We start from the raw sequence: 22,763 nt of genomic DNA on the forward strand, positions 1-22,763 counted from the left end.
GTGTGCCACGCGCAAACCCGGGCAGCAGCACTGACGGCGCCGGACGATCGGCGTAGCACGGAAGATATCGGGAGAAAGGCGGTAATGGTGACACACGTGAATATTGAGGAACAGCCAGAACCGCCAGGCAGGGGAAACCTTCCGAAGTCCGTCGCCAAGCTGCCCCACCAGGTACGGGAGGAACTGACCCGACGGCTGCGACGGAACAAGCGTGCCTTCCGCGAGGAGGACGTCCAGGTCGTCGAACCGCCGCTGCTGAGGCGCGCGGTCGGTGCCTCGGCGCTCGGCAACTGCATGGAATGGTTCGACTTCGGCGTCTACAGCTACCTCGCCGCCACCCTCGGCAAGGTGTTCTTCCCGGGCGCCTCGCCGGCCGCCCAGGTCATCTCCTCCTTCGCGACCTTCGCCGCGGCGTTCGTGGTCCGCCCCCTCGGCGGCCTCATCTTCGGCCCGTTGGGCGACCGGGTCGGCAGGCAGAAGGTGCTCGCCACCACCATGATCATGATGGCGGTCGGTACCTTCGCCATCGGCCTGATCCCGAGTTACGGCACCATCGGCATCGCCGCCCCCATCCTGCTGCTGCTCGCCCGCATGCTCCAGGGCTTCTCCACCGGCGGCGAGTACGGCGGCGCCACCACCTTCGTCGCCGAGTACTCCCCGGACCGTCGCCGGGGCTTCCTCTCCAGCTGGCTCGACTTCGGCACCTTCACCGGCTACGCCCTCGGCTCCGCCCTGGTCACCGTGCTGAACCTGCTGCTCTCCGACGCCGAGATGCTCTCCTGGGGCTGGCGGATCCCGTTCCTGATCGCCGGGCCGCTCGGGGTCATCGGTCTGTACATGCGGCTCAAGCTGGAGGAATCCCCGGCGTTCCAGCAGCAGTTGGACGAACACGAGAAGAGCCTCGCCCAGGAGTCGACGGGCGGTGAACTGCGGGGCATCGTCAAGGACCACTGGCGGCCGCTGCTGATCTGTATGGGCCTTGTGCTGCTCTACAACGTGACCAACTACATGGTCACCGGTTTCCTGCCCACGTATCAGACGGAGACATTGCACCGTTCGAGCGGCTCCGCCGACGTCCTGGTGCTGATCGGCATGGTGTGGATCGTGCTGCTGATCACCTTCCTGGGCCGGTTCAGTGACCGGGTCGGCCGACGGCCCCTCTACGGTGTGGCGGCGGCCGCGATGATCGTCCTGGCCGTCCCGTCGTTCCTGCTGATCAAGGCGGAAGGGACCTGGGCGCCCATCTTCGGCGTGCTCATCCTCTCCACCCTGCTGGCCTGCTTCGCCGCACCGAGCGCCGCCACCCTGCCCGCCCTGTTCCCGACCGCCGTCCGCTACGCGGCCATGGGCATCGGCTTCAACTTCGCCGTCGCGATCTTCGGCGGCACCACCCCACTGGTGACCGAGGCGCTGATCAGCATCACCGGCGACGACCTGATGCCCGCCTACTACCTGATGCTGGCCGGGGTCATCGGCCTGGTGACGGTGAAGTTCCTGCCGGAGAGCGCCCAGGTACCGCTGAACGGCTCGCAGCCGATGGTCGGTTCACGGGAGGAACAGCGGGAACTGATCAGCACCTCCACGGAGCTGTACCAGGTGTCACGCCAAGACACCGGAGTCCGCTGAGCCGGCACTTCGGTGGAGGGTCGTCTCCCAGGTGTCCACGGCGTAGTGCACACCCATCCCGTGGCGGGCGTACAGCTCGGGCGCCCCGGTGGCGTTCGAGGTGTCCACGCCCAGTCCGGCCGTGTCCCGTCCCCGCGCGGCGAAGGCCGCGAAGGCGTGCCGCAGCAGGAGGCCGCCCAGACCCCGGCCCCGCGCGGCAGGGACGACCCCGAGGCTTCGGATCCACCCCATCGCCGCGCGGTCGTCCCGGGCGATCAGGAACCCGACATCCCCGAGATCCTCGGTGGCGGCGATCCACACCAGCGACCAGTCGAGCCCCTCGGCGTCGATGTCGTGCGACCACTGCTGGTAGGTGCGCGGCTGGAAGTCGAAGTGTTCGGCGAAGCTCGCCTGGTACAGCTCGTGGACCCGCGCCCGGTCCGCCTCGACGGCACAGGGACGCACCCGCACCCCGGCAGGCACCCTCGGCACCGGGTCCGCGGCGGGCCGCAGTTCCCGCCGCAGCACGTGATAACGCCGTACGACGGACCAACCCCGACCCCGCAGCAGCGCGGTGTCGAGGGCGGGCCGTGCGTTGAGGTGCAGATGCACCACGGCCCGGGTGGCGCCGTTGTCGAGGGCCCTGCGCAGAGCCCTGGTCTCCATCGCCTCGAGGATGAGTTCCCCGGCTCGCTGGTGATCGGGCAGGACGTAGTGGTCGACGTCGACGCGTTCACCCCGGGACTCGTCCCACAGCAGGCCGTACGCCACCAACCGGCGCCCGTAGAACGCCAGCCAGGAGTCCTGGTCCAGATTGGTTTCGGGATTCTTCAGATCGGCTTCGACCGTCCGCAGGTCGGTCTCGTCCTGGCCGATCTCGATCCGGTCGATCTCGTTGAGCAGGTCCGTGATGGCCGGCGCGTCGGCGAGCGTGGCGGGGCGCAGGGCGTAGGCCATGTGGTCAGGCTGCCCGGAGAGTTCTGCCGGCCGCAACGAGTTATCCGTCGTCCGGTGTGCACGATGGGCCGCCACCCGCGCGCCGCGACACGACGGCCGACTCGGTACGAGGGTGGGCGCCGGCGCCTCCGGACTGCGGTAAGCTTGATCCAGAACGCGGCGCCGAACTTCCGGTGTCCGACGATGCGTTGGTGGTCCAAGGAAAGACGCCCCGCTTCCTGCGGGGAGATGCAGGTGCAAGGCCTGCCCAGCGCTCGAACAGGAACCCCATCCCGCCCAGCGGGGTGGGGTTCCCGCATGTCCGGCGCCCCTCCCGTGGATCGGGTCCTCATTCCGGGCCTTTCGTACACCCCGGCTGTGCGCTGCATTTGAGCCAACCTGACCCGATAAAAGGTGCAGACCTATTCCGGGTGGCGTCCTTTTCGCAGGCCGTTCGGCGTCGAGAGCGGATGCCTCCTCATGTGAATGAGTCAGCATCAAAAACCGAATCGGTTCCACCGGTTGATTATTCAATGGTCGCGCTGCGACAATCCCCTCCCGGCGGCGTCGCCACCCATCGACGTATCGGCCGGTCGCCGAACCAGGCGCCCAGTCCACCGGGAATTCGAAGCACGTGAATGTCGGATTCACGAACCCCCCACGAAATCCGCACAGAAAATGACTCGGTGCGCCCAGCGCGCCTTGAGCTGGTTGGTCGACAGCTCGAAAGAGTCGGGTGTGCGGCGACAAGCAGCGAAGAAGGTGCATTTTGTCACGGCACTCCACGCAGTTCGGCGGGCCGCCGCCACATTCCGACACGGCCCCCGAGCATGCAGAGCTTCGATCCGTGTCCCACGATCCCGCCTATCAGTCACTCCGTCGCGACCACCGCCGATTCTCGGTCAGAGCGACGGCCGTCGCCGTCGGCGGATTCCTCTTGTACGTCCTGCTGTCCAGCTTCGCACCCGACCTGATGAACCTGACCCTGAGCGGCCACCTCACTCTCGGACTGGCCCTGGGGCTTGGGCAGTTCGTGCTGATGGCCCTGATCGTGTGGCGCTACCTCGTCCATATGCGCACCCGTGTCGCACCGGTGGCCCGCGGGCTGCGCGGACTCGCCCGCCACCACGAGAGGGCCGCGGCACAAGGGCGTGCGGCGGCCGAGCCGCCGGTGGCCCCCGGAGCGGGGGAGTACCGCCCGTGGTGACGACCGGCGCCGCGGTCGTCGACCGCTTCAGCCTGCAACTGACGCTCGTGCTCTTCCTGTCCGTGGTCGTCGTCACCCTGTTCACGGCCCTGCTGACCGCACCGCAACGCGACGAGATCAGCGAGTTCTACCTCGGTGACCGCGCCATGACCCCGCTGCGCAACGGGCTCGCGATGTGCGGGGACTACCTGTCGGCCGCGACCCTGCTGGGCAGCACCGGGCTGGTCGCCCTGACCGGATACGACGGACTGCTGTACCTGTGCGGCACGGCCGTCGCCTGGATGATGGTCCTGCTGCTGATCGCCGAACCCCTCCGCAACAGCGACGGGTTCACTCTGGGCGACACACTGGCGCTGCGTCTGCCGCGGATGCAGCGGCCGGTACGACTCGCCCTGGCCGTCTGCACACTGACCATCACAACCCTCTACCTGGTGGCACAACTCGTCGGCAGTGTGGCTCTGTTGACCCAGTTCACCGGTGAACCGAGCGCCGCCACCCGCACCTTGTGCGTCGTCGTCATCGGCACCATCGTCATCGTGTACGCCGCCATCGGGGGTATGCCCGGGGCCACGTTCATCCAGATCGTCAAGGCCGTGATGCTGGTCTCGGGAGTCACCGTGACCGCCGTGATGGTCCTGCAGCACTTCGACTGGAACCTCGGTGCCCTGCTCACCGCCGCCGCGGACAACAGCGGTTCGGGAACGCGGTTCCTGGAGCCCGGGCTCCGCTACGGCGCCAGCACCAACAGCAAACTGGACTTCCTCAGCCTGCAGTTGGCCATCGTGCTCGGGCTGGCCGCGCTGCCGCACGTGATGATGCGGCTGCTCGCCCCGAAGTCGGGCAACGTCCTGCGCTCCTCGGTGGTTTGGGCCATGGGCCTGGTCAGCCTCGTCTGCCTGGCCGCGGGCATTCTCGGCCTGGGCGCCACCGCCATCGTGGGCCGGGACACCATCGCGCAGACCGACCGCAAGGGAGACGCCGCCGTCCTGCTGCTGGCGCACGCCCTCGGAGGTGGCGTCCTCACCGCCCTCCTGTCCTGTCTGGCCTTCGTGACGCTGCTGGCGGTCGCGGCCGGCCTCACCCTCGCCGCGGCCTCCTCCCTCGCCCATGACGTCTACGGTGAGGTGATCCGCAAGGGCAAGGCGAAGCAGACGGAGGAACTGGCCGTGGCCCGGCTCTCGGCGGTCGTCATCGGTGTCCTCGGCATACTGCTCGCACTGATCTCCTGGGGCGCCAACACGGCCACGCTGGCGTTCCTCGCCTTCGCCATCGCCGCGTCCGCCATCCTGCCGACGCTCGTGTACACGCTGTTCTGGCGGCGCTTCACCGCGCGGGGCGCCCTGCTCAGTCTCTGCGGAGGCCTGCTGTGCTCCGTACTGCTTGTGGTCTTCTCACCCGTCGTCTCCTCCACCCCCGAGTCGCTCTACCCGTCCGCCGATTTCGCCTGGTTCCCCTTGCAGAATCCCGGCATAGTCTCCATTCCCGCCGGTTTCCTCCTCGGCTGGCTCGGCTCGGTACTGAGCCGGAACGAAGCCCCGGAAATCTACGAGGAGTTCGAGGCCCGTACCCTCGTCGGAGTCGACTAGGGGTATTCGGGTTGTTTGGCCCGAGAAGTCATTGACGACCGGGCCCACGTCCGCCTCTCCGATTTCCCGCTGCTTCCTGGGAGTCGGGTGGCGGATGTGTGGAGTTTTCGTTTCTCGCTCATGCCGGGGAGGCGCGCGGTTTGTACTGTGTGCCTTCGGAAAGCGCCCGTGTCCGACGCGGACTTGCGGCAAGATCTCTCGTGCAGTAATCAGGTGAATCATGAACTTGTTCAGTCGTGGCAGCGTGTTCCGACGCCCGGAGCCCGCCGCCCTCCAATCCCCCACCCGGTCGACGGGCGCCGCCTCCGCCGTCCTCGCGGAGCCCGGTCTGTCGGCACTGACCGGAGAATGGGTCATCGACCCGGCACACAGCCGGATCGGCTTTTCCGTGCGGCATGCCATGGTGACCACGGTCCGCGGCGCCTTCACCGATTACCAGAGCCGTCTCTACTTCGACGGGCGCGACCCGGCCCGCTCGAAGGCGGAGATCATCGTGTCCACCGCCGGTGTCGACACCGGAGTGGAACAGCGCGACGCCCACCTGGTCGGCCGCGACTTCCTGGACGCCGTTGCCCACCCGCGCCTGCGCTTCACCAGCACCTCCGTGGAGGTGTCCGGCAACGACCTCTACCGCATGACCGGCGACCTCACCATCAAGGCCACCACCCGGCCGGTCGTGCTGGAGCTCACCTACATAGGGCACGTCACCGACCCCTTCGGCTACGAACGCGTCGGCTTCGACGGGACCACCACCATCAACCGCTCCGAATGGGGTCTGACGTACAGCTCCAAACTCGCCGAAGGCGGCGCCATGGTGAGCGAGAAGGTGCGCCTCCAACTCGACATCGCGGCTATCCGCGCCATCCCCGCCGGCTGACCACGCGGCCGGCACCGAAGCGCCGATCGTCCCGGCGCTCACGCACGGCCGGAGAGGTCGGGCGAGCGGGCGGCCGCCGTCGGCGGGCGGCGTGGCGCCGGCGACGAAGCCGCCTGGTCGGGCAGGAGCCAGGCGGCGGCGGGGGGCGATCCGGGGCGGCCGGCCGAGCCGAACAGCGCAGGGCGGGCCGGGCGCGCGTTTATCAGGTCAAGCGTCCCGGACCCTTGACTCGGAATGCGCTCACCGCGATCCTCATCGCATATGTTGCGCGGTCATGACAACTCGAGGGGCAGTCGACGTGCCTTCGTGGACCGTGCCCTCCCGCCGATCGAGGGACGTGGGCAGTGACCATGACCGGACGCCCCTACCGCAGGCGCAAGGACGTCACCTTGATGTCGCTGCTGCTTCTCGTGCTGGCCATGGCCCTTGGTCCCACGCCGAGTTCGGCGGCCGACGCCGACTGGTGGGTGCCGACCGCGCGCCCGGCACCGGACTCCCAGATCAACGTCACCGGTGAGCCGTTCACCGGCACGAACGCCCAGGGCGAGGTGCGCGGCTTCGTCGACGCCCACGACCACCTGTTCGCCGACCAGGGCTTCGGCGGGCGGCTCATCTGCGGAAAGACGTTCTCCGAGGCCGGCGTCGCCGACGCGCTCAAGGACTGTCCCGAGCACTACCCCGACGGCTCCCTCGCGATCTTCGACTACATCACCAACGGCGGTGACGGCAAGCACGATCCCACCGGCTGGCCCACCTTCAAGGACTGGCCCGCCTACGACTCGCTGACCCACCAGCAGAACTACTACGCCTGGGTGGAGCGAGCCTGGCGCGGTGGCCAGCGGGTGCTCGTCAACGACCTCGTCACCAACGGCGTGATCTGCTCGATCTACCCCTTCAAGGACCGAAGCTGCGACGAGATGACGTCGATCCGCCTCCAGGCGAAGCTGACGTACGACCTCCAGGCCTACGTCGACACGATGTACGGCGGCCCCGGCAAGGGCTGGTTCCGGATCGTCACCGACAGCGCACAGGCCCGACAGGTCGTCGAGCAGGGCAAGTTGGCGGTCGTCCTGGGCGTCGAGACGTCGGAGCCGTTCGGCTGCAAGCAGGTCCTGGACATCGCGCAGTGCAGCAAGGCCGACATCGACAAGGGACTGGACGAGCTGTACGCGCTGGGTGTGCGCAGCATGTTCCTGTGCCACAAGTTCGACAACGCGCTGTGCGGCGTCCGCTTCGACGAGGGCGGACTCGGAACGGCCATCAACGTAGGGCAGTTCCTGTCGACCGGCACCTTCTGGAAGACGGAGAAGTGCACCGGCCCCCAGCACGACAACCCGATCGGCACCGCAGCCTCCACGGCGGAGGACGACCTCCCGGCGGGCGTGGACGTTCCCGCGTACGACGATGACGCCCAGTGCAACGCGCGCGGACTGACCGACCTCGGTGAGTACGCCGCGCGCGGCATGATGAAACGCAAGATGATGCTGGAGATCGACCACATGAGCGTCAAGGCCACCGGCCGGGTGCTCGACATCTTCGAGTCGGCGTCGTACCCCGGTGTGCTCTCCTCGCACAGCTGGATGGACATCGACTGGACCGAGCGGGTCTACGGCCTCGGCGGCTTCGTCGCCCAGTACATGCACGGCTCCGAGGAGTTCAGCACCGAGGCGAAGCGCACGGACGCCCTGCGCGACAAGTACGACGTGGGCTACGGCTTCGGCACGGACATGAACGGAGTCGGCGGCTGGCCGGCCCCGCGCGGCGCGGACGCCGCCAACAAGGTCACGTACCCCTTCAAGAGCGTCGACGGCGGCTCCGTCATCGACAGGCAGACCACCGGCGAACGCACCTGGGACCTGAACACCGACGGCGCCGCGCACTACGGTCTCGTCCCGGACTGGATCGAGGACATCCGGAACGTCGGCGGGCAGGACGTGGTGGACGACCTCTTCCGGGGCGCCGAGTCCTACCTCGGCACCTGGGGCGGGACGGAGCGGCACCAGGCGGGCGTCAACCTCGCCAAGGGCGCGTCGGCCACGGCCAGTTCGTCGGAGTCGAACCCCTTCACGAGCTACGCGCCGGACCGTGCCGTGGACGGCGACACGGGCACCCGCTGGGCGAGCGACTGGAGCGACGACCAGTCGCTGCGGATCGACCTGGGCTCCACGCATCTGGTCGGGCGGGTCACGCTCGACTGGGAGCGCGCCTACGGGACGTCGTACCGCGTCGAACTCTCCACCGACGGCGCGAGCTGGCAGACCGCCTGGTCCACCACCTCGGGCGACGGCGGCCTGGACACCGCCCGCTTCACCGGTACACCGGCCCGCTACGTCCGCGTCCTGGGCCTGAAGCGTGGCACCGACTGGGGCTACTCGCTGCGCGAGGTGGACGTCCACAGCAGCTGACGGCGGACCGGCACGAGCAAGAGAGGCACGCACATGGCACGGATGCCGTCGGCCGAACGGCGCCGACAGCTGACGGAGGCGGCGATCAGGGCGATGACCCGGGACGGTGTCGCGAGGACGACGACCCGGTCCATCGCCGCCGAGGCGGACGTGTCCCTGAGCGTCTTCCACTACTGCTTCGACTCCAAGCAGGCCCTGATCGAGTCCGTCATCACGACCCTCACGGACCACTCCGTGACCGTGGTGAAGCAGGCGATACGGCCCAGGGCCACGCTGGAGGAGACCGTCCGGGCCGGATTCCATGCGTACTGGGACCACGTCCGCGCCCACCCCGACGAACACATGCTCACCTACGAACTGACCCAGTACGCCCTGCGCCAGCCGGGGTTCGAGCATCTGGCGCGACGCCAGTACCAGCTCTACGGCGACGCGTACGCCGAACTCATCGACGAGCTCGGCCGGAGCATGGACTTCCGACTGGGCGTGCCCGTCGCCGTCCTGGCCCGCTACCTGGCCGCGATGACGGACGGCCTGACCCTCAACTACCTGGTGCTCGGCGACGACGCGGCCTGGACCGACATCCTCGACACGGTCACCGCCCACATCGCCGGCCTGGTGGACACCGACGCCCCACCGCGCTGACCGGGCAACGCGGGCGCCGTCGGCCGAGCCCCCGCCGCCGGGGCGGGGGACAGGGCCGACCGGGCCCGCGCGGACACCGCTCAGACGTTGCTCAGCGGAGCCGGCCGATCGGACGGACCGGTCAGGTCGATGCGAGGAGCCGAGTCGGTCCGCTGCGACGGGAACACCAGGCTCTGGTCCCGCTCGGCCGTACGCTCGGTCATCTCCGCCTCGGACCGGGCGGCCAGCGCGTTGACGGCGGCGTTGAACCGCTCCATGGAGGTGGGCGTGTCCGGGCCGAGGACGTACTCCTTGAGCGTACGGCGGTGCGGGGCCATCGGATCGTGGCCCGGCTCGCGGACCGACCGCAGGATCTCCGGCAGCCGGGCGCAGTCGCGGTCGAGCAGGTAGGCGCCCCCGGCGGTGGTGTAGGCGGCCCGGAACTCCTCATCGGGCAGGTCGTGGGCATTGGTCAGGACGTATGGTTTGAGCCCGGCCACGAAGTCGGCGACCACGGAGGAGACGTCGCTGATCAGGATGTCCGCCTGGTTGAAGCACTCGTACAGGGTCGGCAGTTGGCTGAGGATCACGTCGTGCCGGACGGGACCGCGGCTGTCCCAGTAGATCCGGTGCCACTCGGCGCGCAGTTCGTGCCACTCGGCCGCGCCGTCATGGCCGGGGACCCGCGCGCCGCGGGTCTGCTCGGCGTAGTCGCCCTCGTGGCGACCGGCCAACTCGTCGAGCCGGGCCCGGATCTCCGTCAGCCGCGGCCGGACGGCGGCGAGCGCCTCCTGTGCCCGCGCGGCGTCACGCTGCTCGTTGTCGGCGGTCAGCATGGCCCGGATGGACCTGTCCGCCGCTGTGGCCTCGGGTGAGCGTTTGCCGGTGAGCGGATGCGGTTTGTAGATGACCCGCACGTTCTGCGTGAGGAGCTTCTCGATCAGGGGCACGCCCATCGGGATCAGGGAGGTGTGACAGTCGTCGTCGCTCCAGCCCTCCCAGGTGGGGGCGTACAGCACGACGGGCAGCGGACCCGGCGTGTGGTCGGCGTGCAGCCGGATGGGCGCCAGCTGCGGGCGGCCCACCTCGACGATGGCGTCGTCGCTGATGGCGTGCCGCACCCGCTGGTACCGGTCGCGGCCGGCCCGGCCGGCCACCCAGATCTCGTCGTACACCTTGCTGACCCGGTTGCTGCTGGCGAGCTTGTCGCTGTCGCCGTGGCCGATGAAGACGTGCTTGGCCTCGGCGATCCGCAGCATGTGCACGTTCTTGCCCGCGTTGCCGGGATACAGAACCACCCGCACGCCGGACAGGTCCAGCTCCGCGAGGTCGTCCGCCTTGGGCACGCACAGCACGGGGAGCGAGGTACGGCTGAGATGACGGAACGAGGCGTGCTCCCGAAGGATGATCAACGGCCGCCGGTCGAGCTGCTCCAGTGTCTCGATCCACATGTTGACCTGGTACATGAAGTCCCGTGACACCGCGGCGAAGCTGAAGTACAGCGCCACCTCGGGTCGGTAGCCGGCCAGTTGCCGGTTGACCTCGCGGATGAGTTCGTCGCGCGGTGGCGTCCGGCGGGCCGCGCGGAACTGGGCCAGCAGGGCCAGCACCGCCGCCACGGGCAGCCCAGCCGTCACCGCGTAGCCGATGCCCGCCGGGTACCACGTTCCGGTGGCCAGCGCGGCGAGCAGTGCCGCGTGCGCCGCCACGTCGAGGTGGAGCAGCTTGCGCAGGAAACGCCGGTAGAGGAAGGCGGGCGGGTGTGCCGGGATGCCCGCCTCGCTCATGTCGAGATTGCGCACGGCCACCGGCAGGACCCGCCGCAGGCGGATGCCCCGGTGCAACGCCGTATAGAGCATCACCATCGCGTAGTGGGTGGTGAAGGCGGCGAGGCCGGCGGCCAGCACCACCTCCGGCACGTTCATCCGCTGGGCCAGGGCGAGCAGCATGACCGTACGGGCGGCGAACCGCATGGTGCGGTTGAACTGCAGTGTCGCCAGTCGGCGGATGAAACCGGGGGCTCGGACGTGCAACGCCTCGTCCGCGAGGTAGCTCACGGCGGACGCCGCGGCGAAGCCCCACAGGGACGGCATCAGTGCGAAGACGGGGAGCAGTGCGAAGCCGGCGCCGAAGAGGAACACCAGAAAGAGATCGGCCTTCCCGCGCACACGCAGGACGGCACACAACCAACGGACGATCACGGACAAGACTTCCCCCCAGGGACTGCGCGGCAGGTGACGCGTTGTTCGCCAGTTCGACGGGACAAGGGGGTGAAAGGTTGTACACGTGCAGGTCGGAAGTAATTCACCTTCGGTTCATGGAGGATTCGGTCCCGATTAGTTGGGTCACGTGCCGGGGCTGAGCCAGGGCATCGGATCGGTGTAGCCCCCGTCGAAGATCACTTCGAAGTGCAGGTGGGGGCCGGTGGACAGGCCGGTGGACCCGGCGAGCCCGATCGGCGTGCCGGCTTCCACCGTCCGGCCGACGGGGACCTGGAGGGACGAGAGGTGACTGTAGGTCGTCTGCAGGGGCTTGCCGCTGATGGTGCCGTGGTCGATCACGACGCGGTTGCCGTACGCCTTGGTCATCCCGGCGAACACGACGCGTCCCGCGGCGGCGGCGGAGACCTGCGCTCCCTGCGGCGCGGCGAAGTCGACCCCCGTGTGGAGCTTGGTCACTCCGGTCAGCGGGTGCTCGCGGGAACCGTAGGGCGAGGTGACGGTGAGGGTGCTCACCGGCGCTGCCAGGACCGCGCCCGGCGCCCGGTTCGCCGTGTCGTCGGGGTTCTCCTGGTCGAACGCCTCGTAGCGCGGGAGCAGGGCCTTCACCTCGGCTACGTAGCCGCGCGACGCGGTCGGTACGCGGCCCGCTTCCGCCACCGCGTCCGTGCCCCCGGCGTAGGCGGCCAGCGTGAGGTCCACGAGATCGCCGGTGACGGTGCCGTCGGTCCTGAGGTCGGTCACCTTCTCGGCCAGCGAGCAGTCCTGTCGGCCGAGCGCCATCATCGCGTCCGCCGGATCCCCGGGCGAGGAGCGTCCGTTGCCGTCGTCGTCCTTGCCCCAGGTGCGCCATCGGGCGTCCGTGAACGCGGCGATCCCCTTCTCGCCCGAGAGGCGTTCCGTGTCGTTGCTCCAGCCGGAGAGCTGGTCGATCTGGGCGGCGAGGACGGCGGGGGTGAGGACCGGGCAGGCGGAGGCGGACTTGCGGAGCCACGGAAGGTAGGAGGCGTCGACGCGGGTCGTGCCGACCGGGCCGGCAGCGGAGTCCTGCGCCGGATCGGAGGACAGGCCACCGGTCAGCACCAGCCAGCCGGCGATGCCCGTCAGGGTGAGCAGCCCCGGCAGAACCACGACGGTGAAGAGGCCCGGACCGCGTCGGCGGAGTTTCACGGCCTGGCCCGAGCGGGCTTGGTCCCCGCCTGTCCTGGCCGCCTCGTCCGCCGCTTCCTGCGCTTCCTGCGCGTCGTTCAACCGGTCGTCCGTGGCCAGTGGACCCTCCACGCCGTACGACGCTTCCCGCGATGCGGCCGGGGCGTAGGGAGCGGGCGCACCCTGAGGGTTCGGCGCCGACGGCGAATCCGGAGGGGTCTCGATGGTCACGGACGGACGGTAGCGCGCCGTCGCCCGGGCATCACGAGGCGGGGAGGCAGAGTGACCTGCCCGAACGGGCAGAGCTCGCGGACGCCCGAGTGCTTCCCGGAACCCGTCCGCCTCGAACGACGTCACTCCAGACAGCCGATCAAGGACGATCGGCGATCAAGAGATGACGGCCGATCAAGGGCCGACGGCCCATCAGAGCCTGACGACCGCAGAGGGGACCGACGCACAGTGAGTGACGCACAGCGAGACCCAGAGACCGACACCCCGCCCGCGGGCCCCGGGCCCTGGTGGGCCGGACTGGGGCCGGTGGCCGGAGGGGTCCTCGTCGCGTGCGGCGGGGTGCTGCTGCTGTGGCTCGTTCTGCGGGGGAGTGGGGTCGAGGAGCACTGGGCCCAGTACTACGGTGCCGCCAAAGTAGTGGCCGTCGGTCTTGTCGTCGCGGGCACCACCCTCGTCGCCCGGCGAGGCGGGAAGCGCCACGCGGAGTAGGGCGCGCAAGGAGTGGAACGGTACGCAAGGAATGGACGCGTACACAAACAATGGACGCGTACACAAGGAATGGACGCGCACCCATCGTGACGCGACGGGCCGCGGCCCCATGAGATCGTTGGCTCTCCGAGCGTGACGTCGCAGGTCCGCCCGATCCCGTGGCCCTGGAGCCGCGCATGTCGGGGTGCCGAGCCGGCGGCCCGAACCGACCATGGAGAGGGAGGCAGGGAAGGGACCCGAAGCAGGTGGGGACACCGATGGCCGCGTGCACGCGGACCGCGGGGCCCCGGGGGACCACCCGACGCATCATGAAGGCGACCCGAACGAGCAGTGAGCCGACGCCGGGCGGCACCCGCCGGGATGTGCTGTCGGCGCGAGCCCTGGCCCGGCTCGCCCTGCTGTGCGTCGCCGGTTCCGTCGCGGCCGTGGTGGCAGGCGCCGGATCCGGCCGGTGGCTGGTCCTGATGCTGGGGCTCGCCGGACTCGCCGTGGCCGGTGCGGGCATCTGGTGGGCCCTGGCCCACCGGGGAGCGGCCCGCCTTCTGGGCGCCCTGCTGGCGCTGGCCGCTCCCGTGGGCGTCCTGGTGCTCTACGCGGTGTCAGGACTGTGGGTGGTGGCGGTGGCGGCGCTGGCGTCCTGGGGGGCGGGGCTGGCCTGCGCCAGGAGCGCGCTGCGCCGCCTGCGCAAGCCGCACGGCATGCACACCCGTTCGGCCCGGCCGCCCCGCCGACCGGTGCTGATCATGAACCCGCGCTCCGGAGGCGGCAAGGTCGGCCAATACAACCTGGTGGAACGGGCGGAGGCGTTGGGTGCCCGGGTGGTGCTGCTCGACCTGGACACCAACCCGGATCCGGTGGCTTTGGCACGGCAGGCCGTGGCAGAGGGCGCGGACCTGCTCGGCGTGGCCGGTGGCGACGGCACCCAGGCCCTGGTGGCAGGGGTGGCCGCCGAGCACCGGCTGCCGTTCATGGTCGTGTCCGCGGGCACCCGCAACCACTTCGCCATGGACCTCGGCCTGGACCGCGACGACCCGGCCAACTGCCTGGACGCTCTCTCGGACGGTGTGGAACTGCGCGTCGACCTGGGGGACGTGGAAGGACGGCCGTTCGTCAACACGGTCTCGTTCGGGGCGTACGCGGAGATCGTGCAGAGCCCCGAGTACCGCGACGCCAAGGCGGCCACCGCGCTCGACCAGTTGCCGGACCTGCTGGTCGGCGAAGGCGCCACCTCCCTCGACGTCCGGGTGGACGACGAGCGAATGCACGACCCGCAGACCCTGCTGGTCAGCAACAACCCCTACGCCAGAGCCGATCCCCTGGGCGGTGGACGAAGACCCCGGCTCGACGCGGGCAGGCTCGGTGTGATCGCGGTCCGGGTGGAGGGCGCCGCGCAGGCCGCGGAACTGGCGTTGCGCGGTGAACGGGCCAGCAGCATCACGGCGTTGAAGGCACGTCGCGTGGTCGTCGAGGCCGACGAGCAGCTCATCCCGGTGGCCGTCGACGGCGAGGCCCTCACCCTGCCCCCGCCCGTCGTGTGCACGGTGCGGCCCGGCGTCCTGAGGGTGCGGGTGCCCAGACACCGCCCGGGCGCCCCGTACGTAGCACCGTCCGTCGACTGGCGACGTGTCGTCCGTCTCGCCTTCGGCCGGACCCCTCTCCCGTTCCGGAAGAACCAGGAGCAGAGCGATGCTTGACCGCCTTTCGCGGGACCATCGGGCGCAGCGTGGCCTGATGCGTGATCTCGCCGCCCTCGACCAGGCGCTCTACGAGGCCGTCACGGTCACCAGGACACCCGCCCTGGACTCCGCTCTGCGGCGGTTGTCGGCGGCCGCGGACCACTCCAAGATCTCGTTCGTGGCCGCGGGACTTCTGGCGCTGCGCCCCGGCCGGCCGCGTCGCGCCGCCGTTCTCGGTGTCGCGGCCATCGGTGTCGCCTCCACTACCGCCAACCTGCTCGGGAAGCGTCTGGTCCGGCGGCCGCGTCCGCACCGTGCCGAGGACTCGCCGTTCCCGGGCAGGCACGTGCCCATGCCGGCGTCCGCGTCCTTTCCGTCCGGGCACACGGCCTCCGCCGTCGCCTTCGCGGCTGCCGTGGGCCCCGCGTTCCCGGCCGCCACGGTCCCGCTCGGCCTGCTGGCCTGCGCGGTGGGCTACTCGCGGATCCACACCGGAGTGCACTACCCGGGCGATGTCGTCGCGGGCGCGGTCCTGGGCACCGGTGCGGCGGCCGCGGTCCTCGCCGTCGCCCACTGGGACGGCTGAGCGGGACCGCGTTCCGTCATGTTCATGTGTGTCCCAGTGGGCGGCATGAAGGCCGACGTGAAGGTCGACCTGGCTCAGACCCGCAGCGGGTTGGCGCGAGCCGCCGCCAACAGGTACCAGGCGGTGGCACCCGCGTGCCGGTACGGGTAGTAGCCGAACCCGAAACCGGTGTCGATCGGGCTGCTCGCGGAGACGACTCCGGACGCCACGGGAAGTGCTCTGCCGCCGACGGTCTGCCGGCCGCCGAGCAGCTCCTGGGCGCGCTCGATCGAGGCGAGCAGCCGCCGAGCGTGTGTCTCGTCGCCGGCGGCGCGCCGGTCGCGCAGGGCGAGCGCCAGGTGGGCCGTTCCCTCGAAGCACACGCCGTTGCGGTCGGGCCTCGGCCGGCCCTCGGCGATCGGGGCGTCCTCGTTCGCCAGCAGCCCGGCCGAGCTGAAGGTGACACCCTCGTACGACTGTCCCGCCGGCACCGTGCTGTTGCGCCGGTCGGCCGTGTCCAGAACGGCCAGTCCGGTCGCGGCCCAGTCCAGCGACCGGGAGTGGGCGGGGGAGGCGAGGGCGAGGTGGGTCCAGGTCTGGGTGTCCTCGGGGACCGGCGACCTGTTGATCGTCACGCCGTCGTTGGTGCCGGTGTAGAAGAAGCCCCCCGACGGCTCCCACATGGTGGTGACGAAGGCCTCGACCCGCGCCCGCCGCACCCGCCACACCCTGTCGCCGGTGAGCCGGCCGAGCTGCCCGAACAGGGCGATCAGATCGGTGTTGTGCTCGGTGGAGGTGAAGGGCAGTTTCTCGTCGGCCCCGTTGACGCCGAACTTGTAGCCGCCGAGCGGTTCGTCGGTGCGGCCGACGCGCTCGATCCACTCGCCGATCCGGACCGCCCCCCTGAGGAAACGGCGCTGCCCCGTCCGGCGGGCCAGCGTGCCGAGCGCGATGCCGGCCCAGGCCATGTCGCCCACGGCGGTACCGGTGAAGCCGAACTGGGTTCCCACGTTGGCCGTACCGTCCGCCCGTACGAAGCCGTCCGGCTGCGGTGAACCGTCGTAGAAGGTGTACGGCCCCACGTTGTACGCCTGACGCAGCCTTCCGTCGTCGTGGGCGGGGTCGTGGGCCTGGGCGTAGAGGAGCGCGTCACCGAGCGCCACGGCCCGGGACCGGCTGTCCCGGGTGCCCGACGCGAGATGGGCCAGGATCACGAGGGCGTTGTCGTACGTGAACGCGGTGCTGAAGGCCGGCCTGGTCGGCGTAGCTCTGGGCGAGCCGGATCGTGCCATGGTCCGGATAGGCGTCCGTGGCGGCGGCGAGGAAGTCGTACGCCCGCCGCGGTGCGGCGGCTTGGCCCGCGGACGGTCGTTCCGCCGCCGGGGCCGCGCCCGCTCCTGCCACGGTGAGGACCGAGACGCCGACACCGAGTCCGGTCCCGATGAGGGCGCGACGGCTGAATACCGGACCCTGGCTGCCGGTCATGGGTCTCCTCGAAGGTGCGGGTCAGGCGGGGAGGGGAAGGCACACGGCACCTGTGAGAGCGCTCTCACGAGTGCGCGCTCATTGTGCTGTCGCGCGTGCGTCCGGTCAACGTGCGTGACACCGGTGTCAGTTGGGCAGCACGTCGCGCGCGTTCAGTCACACGTGGGGAGCCGCATGCCGTCAGCCACCCGCGGGCCGGCACACGCACGCCGGCAGTGGGCGTGGCGGTTGCGAGGGGCGTCAGGCCGCCGACCGCCGTGCCCTCAGCGGTCGTCGGCGAGCCCGGCCAGCAACTCGCTGACGTGTTGGCGGACCACGGCCCAGCCGGAGGCGTGGAGCGCGCCGAGGGTTGTGCCCTGGAGGGCGTTGAGTATCTGTTCGGTGTCGGTGCCGATGTCGTATCCGGTGCTGTCGCTGAGGACGTCGTAACCGTCGCGGACGGCGACACGAAGGAGGTGTCGCCCGCCGTCGGCATGCACCGCGGCGGCGACTATGAAGGGCGGTGGCCCACCGGCCTCACCGCTCAGCTTGCGGTACCCGCTGACGACCGGCTCGCGCCAGCGAAGGCCGAGCAGCAGGTGACGCTTGGCCAGAACCTCGGCGAGGTCACTCTCGTGGACCCGGTCCGCCTCCAGCACGACGGCGCGGGCGTTCAGTACGAGAGCCGCGGGCAGCAGACAGCGCAGGGTGCTGCCGACGAGGTTGCCACCGACCGTGGCGGTACGACGCACGGCTCCGGTCCCCACCGTCGAGGCCGCTTGACGCAGGACCTCGGGTACCCGGTCGTCGATCTGGTTCAACACCACGGCCCCGCCCAGCGCCTCGCGCTCGATCACGTTGGCCTCGGGCAGCCGACGCAGCGACATGGCCTGGTCGGGGAACCCGTCCTGTTGCCAGGTGGCCCACACGAGCGTCGCCCCACCGATCGGCACCGCCCCCTCAGCCAGGCACTCCTGTGCTTCGGACACGGACACTGGCAGACGCAACAACACGGGAACCGACCAGCCCTTCCGGCGAGTTGATGGCGGAGGAAGGGGGACCACACCTCGGCCACACGGTCACTGACATGGGCATTCTTTCCCCCACAGGAGGGGGCGCATGCAGGGTTCATGACACCACGGACCCGCGCCCCTCGCGCGGGTCCGTGGTGCGGGTGGGGATGTGGGTGCGGCCGTCGCCGGCGGCCCGGTTCGCACGGGGGCGGTCGGCGTATCGCCTTCCGCCCCCGTGTTCTCGGATCAGCGCCCGCTCGGGCGCGTCTTCGTGACGTGGAACCGGGCTACGCCGTCCTGCCTGCCGATCTCCCGGAAGCCTGCCTTCTCCAGCACGCGGACCGAAGACGGGTTGGCGGTTTCGACGTCGGCTCGAACCGTGTGGACATCGGGAGCGGTGAAAGCGAACTCCGTCAGCGCTCGGGCGGCTTCGGGCGCGTAGCCGCGTCCGCGGCGGGAGGGCACGATGCCGTAGCCGAGTTCCAGCGCACCGTCGGTGGGCGGCCAGAACAGGCCGATCGAGCCGACCACCAGGCCGCTGCCGCGTTCGACCACGAGACGGTGACCGTAGGTGCCGAGCCAGTCGGCGTTCCCGCTGAGGAGGCCGGCGATGACCTGGTCGCCCTCCGCGGGGAAGTCCTCGGCCCAGTGGGCGAGTCGGGGACCGTGCAGGACGGCCGCGATCTCGTCGGAGGACCATGGCCGCAGGACGAGCCGGTCGGTACGCAGATCCGCGTCAGCGGATGAGGGGAGAAGAGAGGACACGTGACACTCCTGATCGTTCGTACGACCCGGGCCACGCGCCAAAGACGCGCGGACCGGACAAGGGCATGCTGAACACGGCGATGGCAGCCATATTCATCAACCTCCCTCGCCGCACCGTGATCACGTGTCTTTCACGGTCCTCGACGCTACCGGCGGCTCTGTGGTCACGACAACGGGGTTTTTCCGCGACGCGAGTACAACCGCCTCGATCGGTGGCCAACGGTGGCGAACGGTGGCCAACGGGGCCGGAGGATCCGCCGGGCCTTCGCCGCGATCCTCCGGCCCTTCGGCCCTTCGGCTCAGGCTGTGTGCAGGGTGAGCCCGTAGCGGCCGAGAATCTCGTTGATGGGCTGGAACCAGGTCTCGCCGCCGCCGGTGCAGTTGCCCCAGCCTCCGGAGGTGACCCCTTGCGCCTGGTCACCGCTGAGGAAGGAGCCGCCGGAGTCTCCGGGTTCGGCGCAGACGCTGGTCTTGGTCATCTGGTGCACCGCGCCCTGGCTGTAGTTGACCGTCTCGTTCTTGGCCAGCACCGTGCCGCAGTGCCAGTGCGTGGTGGAGCCGGAGCGGCAGATCGAGGCGCCGACCGGTGACTCGGCCGAGCCGCGCACGAGTTGGTCCGGGATCGTGCCCCAGCCGAGGACCACCGGCACCGTCCACCATCCGCTGCCCACGCTGACCCACGCGTAGTCGTTGTCAGGGAACGAGGAGCCCTGGAAGGTGCCGATGTACGAGCCGTCCCAGCCGCTGACTCCGGCCCCCGCCCCACTGCAGTGGCCGGCGGTGACGAACCCGCCGTGGACCGAGAAGCCGATGGAACAGCGGACGTTGCCCGTGTAGTAGGGGTCACCGCCCACGGTGCCGGCGGCGAAGGTCCGGGGCTCGTTCCGCACCGTCCGTACTGTCACCGGGCCGGTCTCACGGGCCCGGGCGACGAACCGTAGGACATCGTTGTCGGCGCGCTCGCCCGCGACCACGTTCACCACCACCGCGTTGGCCGCCGGGTCGACGGACCAACTGCTGACGCCCGATGGTGCGTCCAGTCGGTCGATGCGTGCCTTGGCGGCGTCCAGTTGCCGCGCACTGTGCTCCACGGTCCGCACCTGCGCGCCGGTGGCCCGCACCGCCTGGACCGTCGTGGCCGCCGTCTGTGAGGTGACCGCCACGGTGAGCCGCCGGCTCGTGGCGTCGAACCACGAGCCGCCGTACCCGGCTCCGGCGGCTCGGCGCGCCCTGGGCAGCAGGGCGGTGGCACCACGCTCGGCGGTCAGCCGAGCCTCGGCCTCGGCCCTCGACAGGCCGAAGTCCCGCTGCATCGCCTCCAGTAGACCGGGGGAGTCGGTCTCGGGCGCGGCGGAGTCGGAGGAGTCGCTCGCCGCGGCCGGCAGGGTCCCGGCCGCCGACCAGCTGCCGAGCATGAGGAGGACGGCCAGGGTGACGTGCTGGAGTCTGGTGCGTCTCATGGGAACTGCCTTTCGTCGTTCCAGGGTGGGGGCGGAACAACGCAATCTGAGAGCGCTCTCATGGCGTTGGGCAGAGCCTAGCCCCAGGCGGCTATCAGGTCCATGCCAATGCAGTGGCTGTCACGGTGAACTGCGCCCGTCCGAACACCACTTGGAAGGCGAGGGCCCGTACGTCGGTGAAGCCGCCCGGGGTTCTGTGGTGAGGCCGCTCAGGGCAGCACGGGCAGGCTGGAGCAGTTGGATGTGGCGGGCTTGCCGTCGAGGCGGTCGGTGAGCCAGGAGATGGCCTCGCCCTGGTCGGTGAGCAGGGGAGCGAAGTGGTTGATCAGCGAGCTGCCCACATCCGGCAGGGCAACGTACTTGTAGGTCACCTCGGCGCCTTTGCGGCACCAGTCGACGGCGAGTTGACGGGCCTGCGCGTGCGGTACGAGGTTGTCGCTGGTGCCGGTCGCCAGCCGGATGGGGCCGGTCGGCTTGATCGTGCCGATGCGCTGGTCGGCGAGGAACGCGCGCAGGGCGGGTTCCTCCGCGATGATGTCGCTGATCGGTCGGCCGTCGGTGGTCCAGGCCGTGCTGCGCGTGGAGTTGTAGGCGAACAGTGCGTCGCCGACGCACATGGTCGACAGGTCGGTGAGTGCCGCGTGGCCTGCCGCGTTGAGGTGGGCTTCGGCGATCGGCCGAAGGGTGGGGTCGGACTGCAGGAAACCGTTGACCGACCAGCCCAGCGCACCGGCGAGTTCGCTCCCGTCGATGGCTTTGGTGACCTCGGTCAGGTCGGCGGGCGGCGCTCCGGAGTAGGTGCCGGCGAGCGTGACGTCGGGAGCGTAGGAGGCCTGGAGCTCGGCGGCCGCCGCGGTCGCGCCGCCCCCCTGGCTGTAGCCGAACAGTGCCACGCGAGAGTTGGCGGTGACCGACGTCCCGGGCAGGGACCGGGCCGCGCGGACGGCGTCCAGGACCGCGTGGGCCTCGTCGACGCGGTTGACGTACGTGTGTAGACGGTCCGTCGCGCCGAGCCCGGCGTAGTCGGCGACCACGACGGCGATCCCCTCGGCGAGCAGACGGTAGACGGCCAGGGTTTCGTAGCCGACGGAAACGGTCTGCCCGTTGACCTGGAGAGGATGTTCGAGGCCGAGGGAGGTGGCGCACTGGTCGCCCTGGCCCATGGTGCCGGGCGCGACGGCCACCAGCGGTCGTGCGCCGTTGCCCTTCCAGGCGGCGGTCGGCTCGATGTAGGCGCCGGTGACCGCCACGGGCCGGCCGCCGGAGTCCGTGGACTTGTACATCAGACGGGTGGCCGTGCCGGGCAGTGGTCCGTTGATGCCGGGCAGGCTCAGCGCCAGCGGAAGAGGCTCGCTGCGGACCAGGGCGCCGTCGGCCACCGGCAGGGTGGTGGGCGGGTTGTAGAACGTGGGGATGGTGACGCCGCGTGAGATCACGGCGTCGGTGTCCGTTGTCGCGGCAGCCGGGACGGCTGTGGCGCCGAGGCAGGCGGCAGCGGTGACGGCTACGGCCACTATGCGTGCGTTTGCGGGCATGGCGGACCTCCGAGGTGGGGGGAGGCCGAGCTTCGCGTGCGGCTCGGGTGCTGACTGTCCGGTGGGGGGATGCAGCGGCGCGGGCAGCCAGGTCGTCCAACCGGGGTTTCCCGTACCGCTCTTAGACGGACTGTCAGGACCGTAGCGGCGATAGTGTTACCGGCGGTAGCGTCAGGAAGGTTACGGTTCAGTAATATGGCTTGAGGGGGCCAGGTGCCCTGAGGTCTGGGGTCTGGGGCCTGGGGTCTGGGTCAGTACCGTGCGGCCGAACCACGCGCCGCCGGCACGGAAGCCGGTCGTGTGCCGACCCAACGGAACAGCACCAGTGAGCACAGGGCCGCGAGCGCGCACCAGGTGGAGACGAACTCCAGTCGCCACAGAACCCAGCAGCCCAGTGCCCCGACGGCGCCCAGCGTCCCCAGCACCAGCAGCCACCGGTCACCGGACAGCAGCAACGAGCCCACGGTCGCCACGAGGTAGCCCGCGATGAGCAGGGGCGTGACGGGAAGGTCGAACGTGTAGCCGACCGTGTGACCGCGGATCTCGGAAGTCACCGGCCCGGTGGCGAGCCCGTACGCCAGCAGCGCGGCCGTCGCGGCTCCGACCGCGAGCAGGGCGCGCACCCGGGGCCGAGCGCGCGCGGGGCAGGCGCACAGCACTCCGGCCGGCACCCACACCGCCAGCAGGGGCAAGGCCATGACGGCCCACGCGGTGGTGGCGGGTCCGCTGCCACCGCCGGATTCCCAGACGATCGACTCGACGATCTGATGGGCTCCGAGCAGCAGCGGCAGTGCGGCGAGCGGCAGCTCCCGACTGCTGCGCACCCGCGCCACACAGGCCACCCCCACGCCCGCGACAGCGCTGCCCGCCACGAGGTCGGCCGTCGCACTCCAGCACATCACGCCACCATCGGATTCGTCGTCGTGGGTATCTGTCTCCGCGCCGCAGACCAAGCTACGT

Annotated in this window: 17 protein-coding genes and 1 pseudogene; 9 read left to right on the forward strand and 9 right to left on the reverse strand. The window is 70.2% G+C overall.

Features of this window, described 5'->3' with window-relative positions; genetic code table 11:
* The first annotated feature begins 84 nt into the window (after positions 1-84).
* Complete coding sequence (locus AB0H86_RS32370; protein WP_362446839.1) at positions 85-1,626, forward strand: MFS transporter; 1,542 nt, start codon at positions 85-87, stop codon at positions 1,624-1,626.
* Here the strand turns inward: AB0H86_RS32370 and AB0H86_RS32375 are convergent.
* Positions 1,600-2,562, reverse strand: a complete 963-nt coding sequence (locus tag AB0H86_RS32375; RefSeq protein ID WP_362446842.1) for a GNAT family N-acetyltransferase — start codon at positions 2,560-2,562, stop codon at positions 1,600-1,602. The genes AB0H86_RS32370 and AB0H86_RS32375 overlap by 27 nt on opposite strands.
* Positions 2,563-3,388: 826 nt before the next feature.
* Between AB0H86_RS32375 and AB0H86_RS32380 the strand changes: the two genes are divergently transcribed.
* From AB0H86_RS32380 to AB0H86_RS32400, 5 genes are all read left to right on the forward strand, one after another.
* Positions 3,389-3,748, forward strand: coding sequence for a DUF485 domain-containing protein (locus AB0H86_RS32380; protein ID WP_362446845.1), 360 nt, complete (start codon positions 3,389-3,391; stop codon positions 3,746-3,748).
* On the forward strand, positions 3,742-5,334 hold the full coding sequence (locus AB0H86_RS32385; protein ID WP_362446848.1) for a cation acetate symporter: 1,593 nt from the start codon (positions 3,742-3,744) through the stop codon (positions 5,332-5,334). The genes AB0H86_RS32380 and AB0H86_RS32385 overlap by 7 nt, the downstream gene beginning before the upstream one ends.
* 220 nt (positions 5,335-5,554) lie before the next feature.
* Complete coding sequence (locus AB0H86_RS32390) at positions 5,555-6,211, forward strand: YceI family protein (RefSeq protein ID WP_362446851.1); 657 nt, start codon at positions 5,555-5,557, stop codon at positions 6,209-6,211.
* A gap of 350 nt (positions 6,212-6,561) precedes the next feature.
* Positions 6,562-8,616: a discoidin domain-containing protein gene (locus AB0H86_RS32395; RefSeq protein ID WP_362447120.1), complete on the forward strand. Its 2,055-nt coding sequence runs from the start codon at positions 6,562-6,564 to the stop codon at positions 8,614-8,616.
* Between the two features lie 33 nt (positions 8,617-8,649).
* Positions 8,650-9,258 carry a TetR/AcrR family transcriptional regulator gene (locus AB0H86_RS32400; RefSeq protein ID WP_362446854.1) on the forward strand — a complete coding sequence of 203 codons (609 nt, stop codon included), beginning with the start codon at positions 8,650-8,652 and terminating at the stop codon, positions 9,256-9,258.
* Positions 9,259-9,338: 80 nt separating this feature from the next.
* Here AB0H86_RS32400 and AB0H86_RS32405 read toward each other — a convergent pair whose 3' ends face one another.
* Together AB0H86_RS32405 and AB0H86_RS32410 are read right to left on the reverse strand one after the other, a co-directional pair.
* Complete coding sequence (locus tag AB0H86_RS32405; protein ID WP_362446856.1) at positions 9,339-11,405, reverse strand: hypothetical protein; 2,067 nt, start codon at positions 11,403-11,405, stop codon at positions 9,339-9,341.
* A gap of 177 nt (positions 11,406-11,582) precedes the next feature.
* Positions 11,583-12,836, reverse strand: coding sequence for a M23 family metallopeptidase (locus AB0H86_RS32410; protein ID WP_362446859.1), 1,254 nt, complete (start codon positions 12,834-12,836; stop codon positions 11,583-11,585).
* Between the two features lie 228 nt (positions 12,837-13,064).
* Between AB0H86_RS32410 and AB0H86_RS32415 the strand changes: the two genes are divergently transcribed.
* From AB0H86_RS32415 to AB0H86_RS32425, 3 genes are all read left to right on the forward strand, one after another.
* Positions 13,065-13,325 carry a hypothetical protein gene (locus AB0H86_RS32415; protein ID WP_362446862.1) on the forward strand — a complete coding sequence of 87 codons (261 nt, stop codon included), beginning with the start codon at positions 13,065-13,067 and terminating at the stop codon, positions 13,323-13,325.
* Between the two features lie 308 nt (positions 13,326-13,633).
* Entirely contained in the window at positions 13,634-15,019 is a 1,386-nt protein-coding gene (locus AB0H86_RS32420; RefSeq protein ID WP_362446865.1) for a diacylglycerol kinase family protein, read from the forward strand.
* Positions 15,012-15,587: a phosphatase PAP2 family protein gene (locus tag AB0H86_RS32425; RefSeq protein WP_362446868.1), complete on the forward strand. Its 576-nt coding sequence runs from the start codon at positions 15,012-15,014 to the stop codon at positions 15,585-15,587. The genes AB0H86_RS32420 and AB0H86_RS32425 overlap by 8 nt, the downstream gene beginning before the upstream one ends.
* A gap of 74 nt (positions 15,588-15,661) precedes the next feature.
* Here AB0H86_RS32425 and AB0H86_RS32430 read toward each other — a convergent pair.
* The 6 genes and pseudogenes from AB0H86_RS32430 to AB0H86_RS32455 form a co-directional block, all read right to left on the reverse strand.
* A pseudogene (locus AB0H86_RS32430) lies at positions 15,662-17,051 on the reverse strand (Tat pathway signal sequence domain protein).
* A gap of 263 nt (positions 17,052-17,314) precedes the next feature.
* Complete coding sequence (locus AB0H86_RS32435; RefSeq protein ID WP_362446871.1) at positions 17,315-18,043, reverse strand: FAD binding domain-containing protein; 729 nt, start codon at positions 18,041-18,043, stop codon at positions 17,315-17,317.
* A gap of 246 nt (positions 18,044-18,289) precedes the next feature.
* On the reverse strand, positions 18,290-18,808 hold the full coding sequence (locus AB0H86_RS32440) for a GNAT family N-acetyltransferase (protein WP_362446874.1): 519 nt from the start codon (positions 18,806-18,808) through the stop codon (positions 18,290-18,292).
* 299 nt (positions 18,809-19,107) lie between these two features.
* Positions 19,108-20,268, reverse strand: coding sequence for an alpha-lytic protease prodomain-containing protein (locus AB0H86_RS32445; protein WP_362446877.1), 1,161 nt, complete (start codon positions 20,266-20,268; stop codon positions 19,108-19,110).
* Positions 20,269-20,477: 209 nt separating this feature from the next.
* The gene (locus AB0H86_RS32450) at positions 20,478-21,803 is read right to left on the reverse strand and encodes an alpha/beta fold hydrolase (RefSeq protein ID WP_362446880.1); all 1,326 of its coding nucleotides are present in this window, start codon (positions 21,801-21,803) and stop codon (positions 20,478-20,480) included.
* Between the two features lie 251 nt (positions 21,804-22,054).
* Entirely contained in the window at positions 22,055-22,702 is a 648-nt protein-coding gene (locus AB0H86_RS32455; protein WP_362446883.1) for a DUF6629 family protein, read from the reverse strand.
* Positions 22,703-22,763 lie beyond the last annotated feature (61 nt).

The organism is Streptomyces sp. NPDC050997, from assembly GCF_040660135.1.
GTDB lineage: Bacteria > Actinomycetota > Actinomycetes > Streptomycetales > Streptomycetaceae > Streptomyces.

Bases quoted from the DNA above. Each gene is read 5' to 3' on its own strand.
- AB0H86_RS32370 (WP_362446839.1), top strand. From the start codon at position 85: ATGGTGACACACGTGAATATTGAGGAACAGCCAGAACCGCCAGGCAGG.
- AB0H86_RS32375 (WP_362446842.1), bottom strand. From the start codon at position 2,562: ATGGCCTACGCCCTGCGCCCCGCCACGCTCGCCGACGCGCCGGCCATC.
- AB0H86_RS32390 (WP_362446851.1), top strand. From the start codon at position 5,555: ATGAACTTGTTCAGTCGTGGCAGCGTGTTCCGACGCCCGGAGCCCGCC.
- AB0H86_RS32395 (WP_362447120.1), top strand. From the start codon at position 6,562: ATGACCGGACGCCCCTACCGCAGGCGCAAGGACGTCACCTTGATGTCG.
- AB0H86_RS32400 (WP_362446854.1), top strand. From the start codon at position 8,650: ATGGCACGGATGCCGTCGGCCGAACGGCGCCGACAGCTGACGGAGGCG.
- AB0H86_RS32420 (WP_362446865.1), top strand. From the start codon at position 13,634: ATGAAGGCGACCCGAACGAGCAGTGAGCCGACGCCGGGCGGCACCCGC.
- AB0H86_RS32425 (WP_362446868.1), top strand. From the start codon at position 15,012: ATGCTTGACCGCCTTTCGCGGGACCATCGGGCGCAGCGTGGCCTGATG.
- AB0H86_RS32445 (WP_362446877.1), bottom strand. From the start codon at position 20,268: ATGAGACGCACCAGACTCCAGCACGTCACCCTGGCCGTCCTCCTCATG.
- AB0H86_RS32450 (WP_362446880.1), bottom strand. From the start codon at position 21,803: ATGCCCGCAAACGCACGCATAGTGGCCGTAGCCGTCACCGCTGCCGCC.
- AB0H86_RS32455 (WP_362446883.1), bottom strand. From the start codon at position 22,702: ATGTGCTGGAGTGCGACGGCCGACCTCGTGGCGGGCAGCGCTGTCGCG.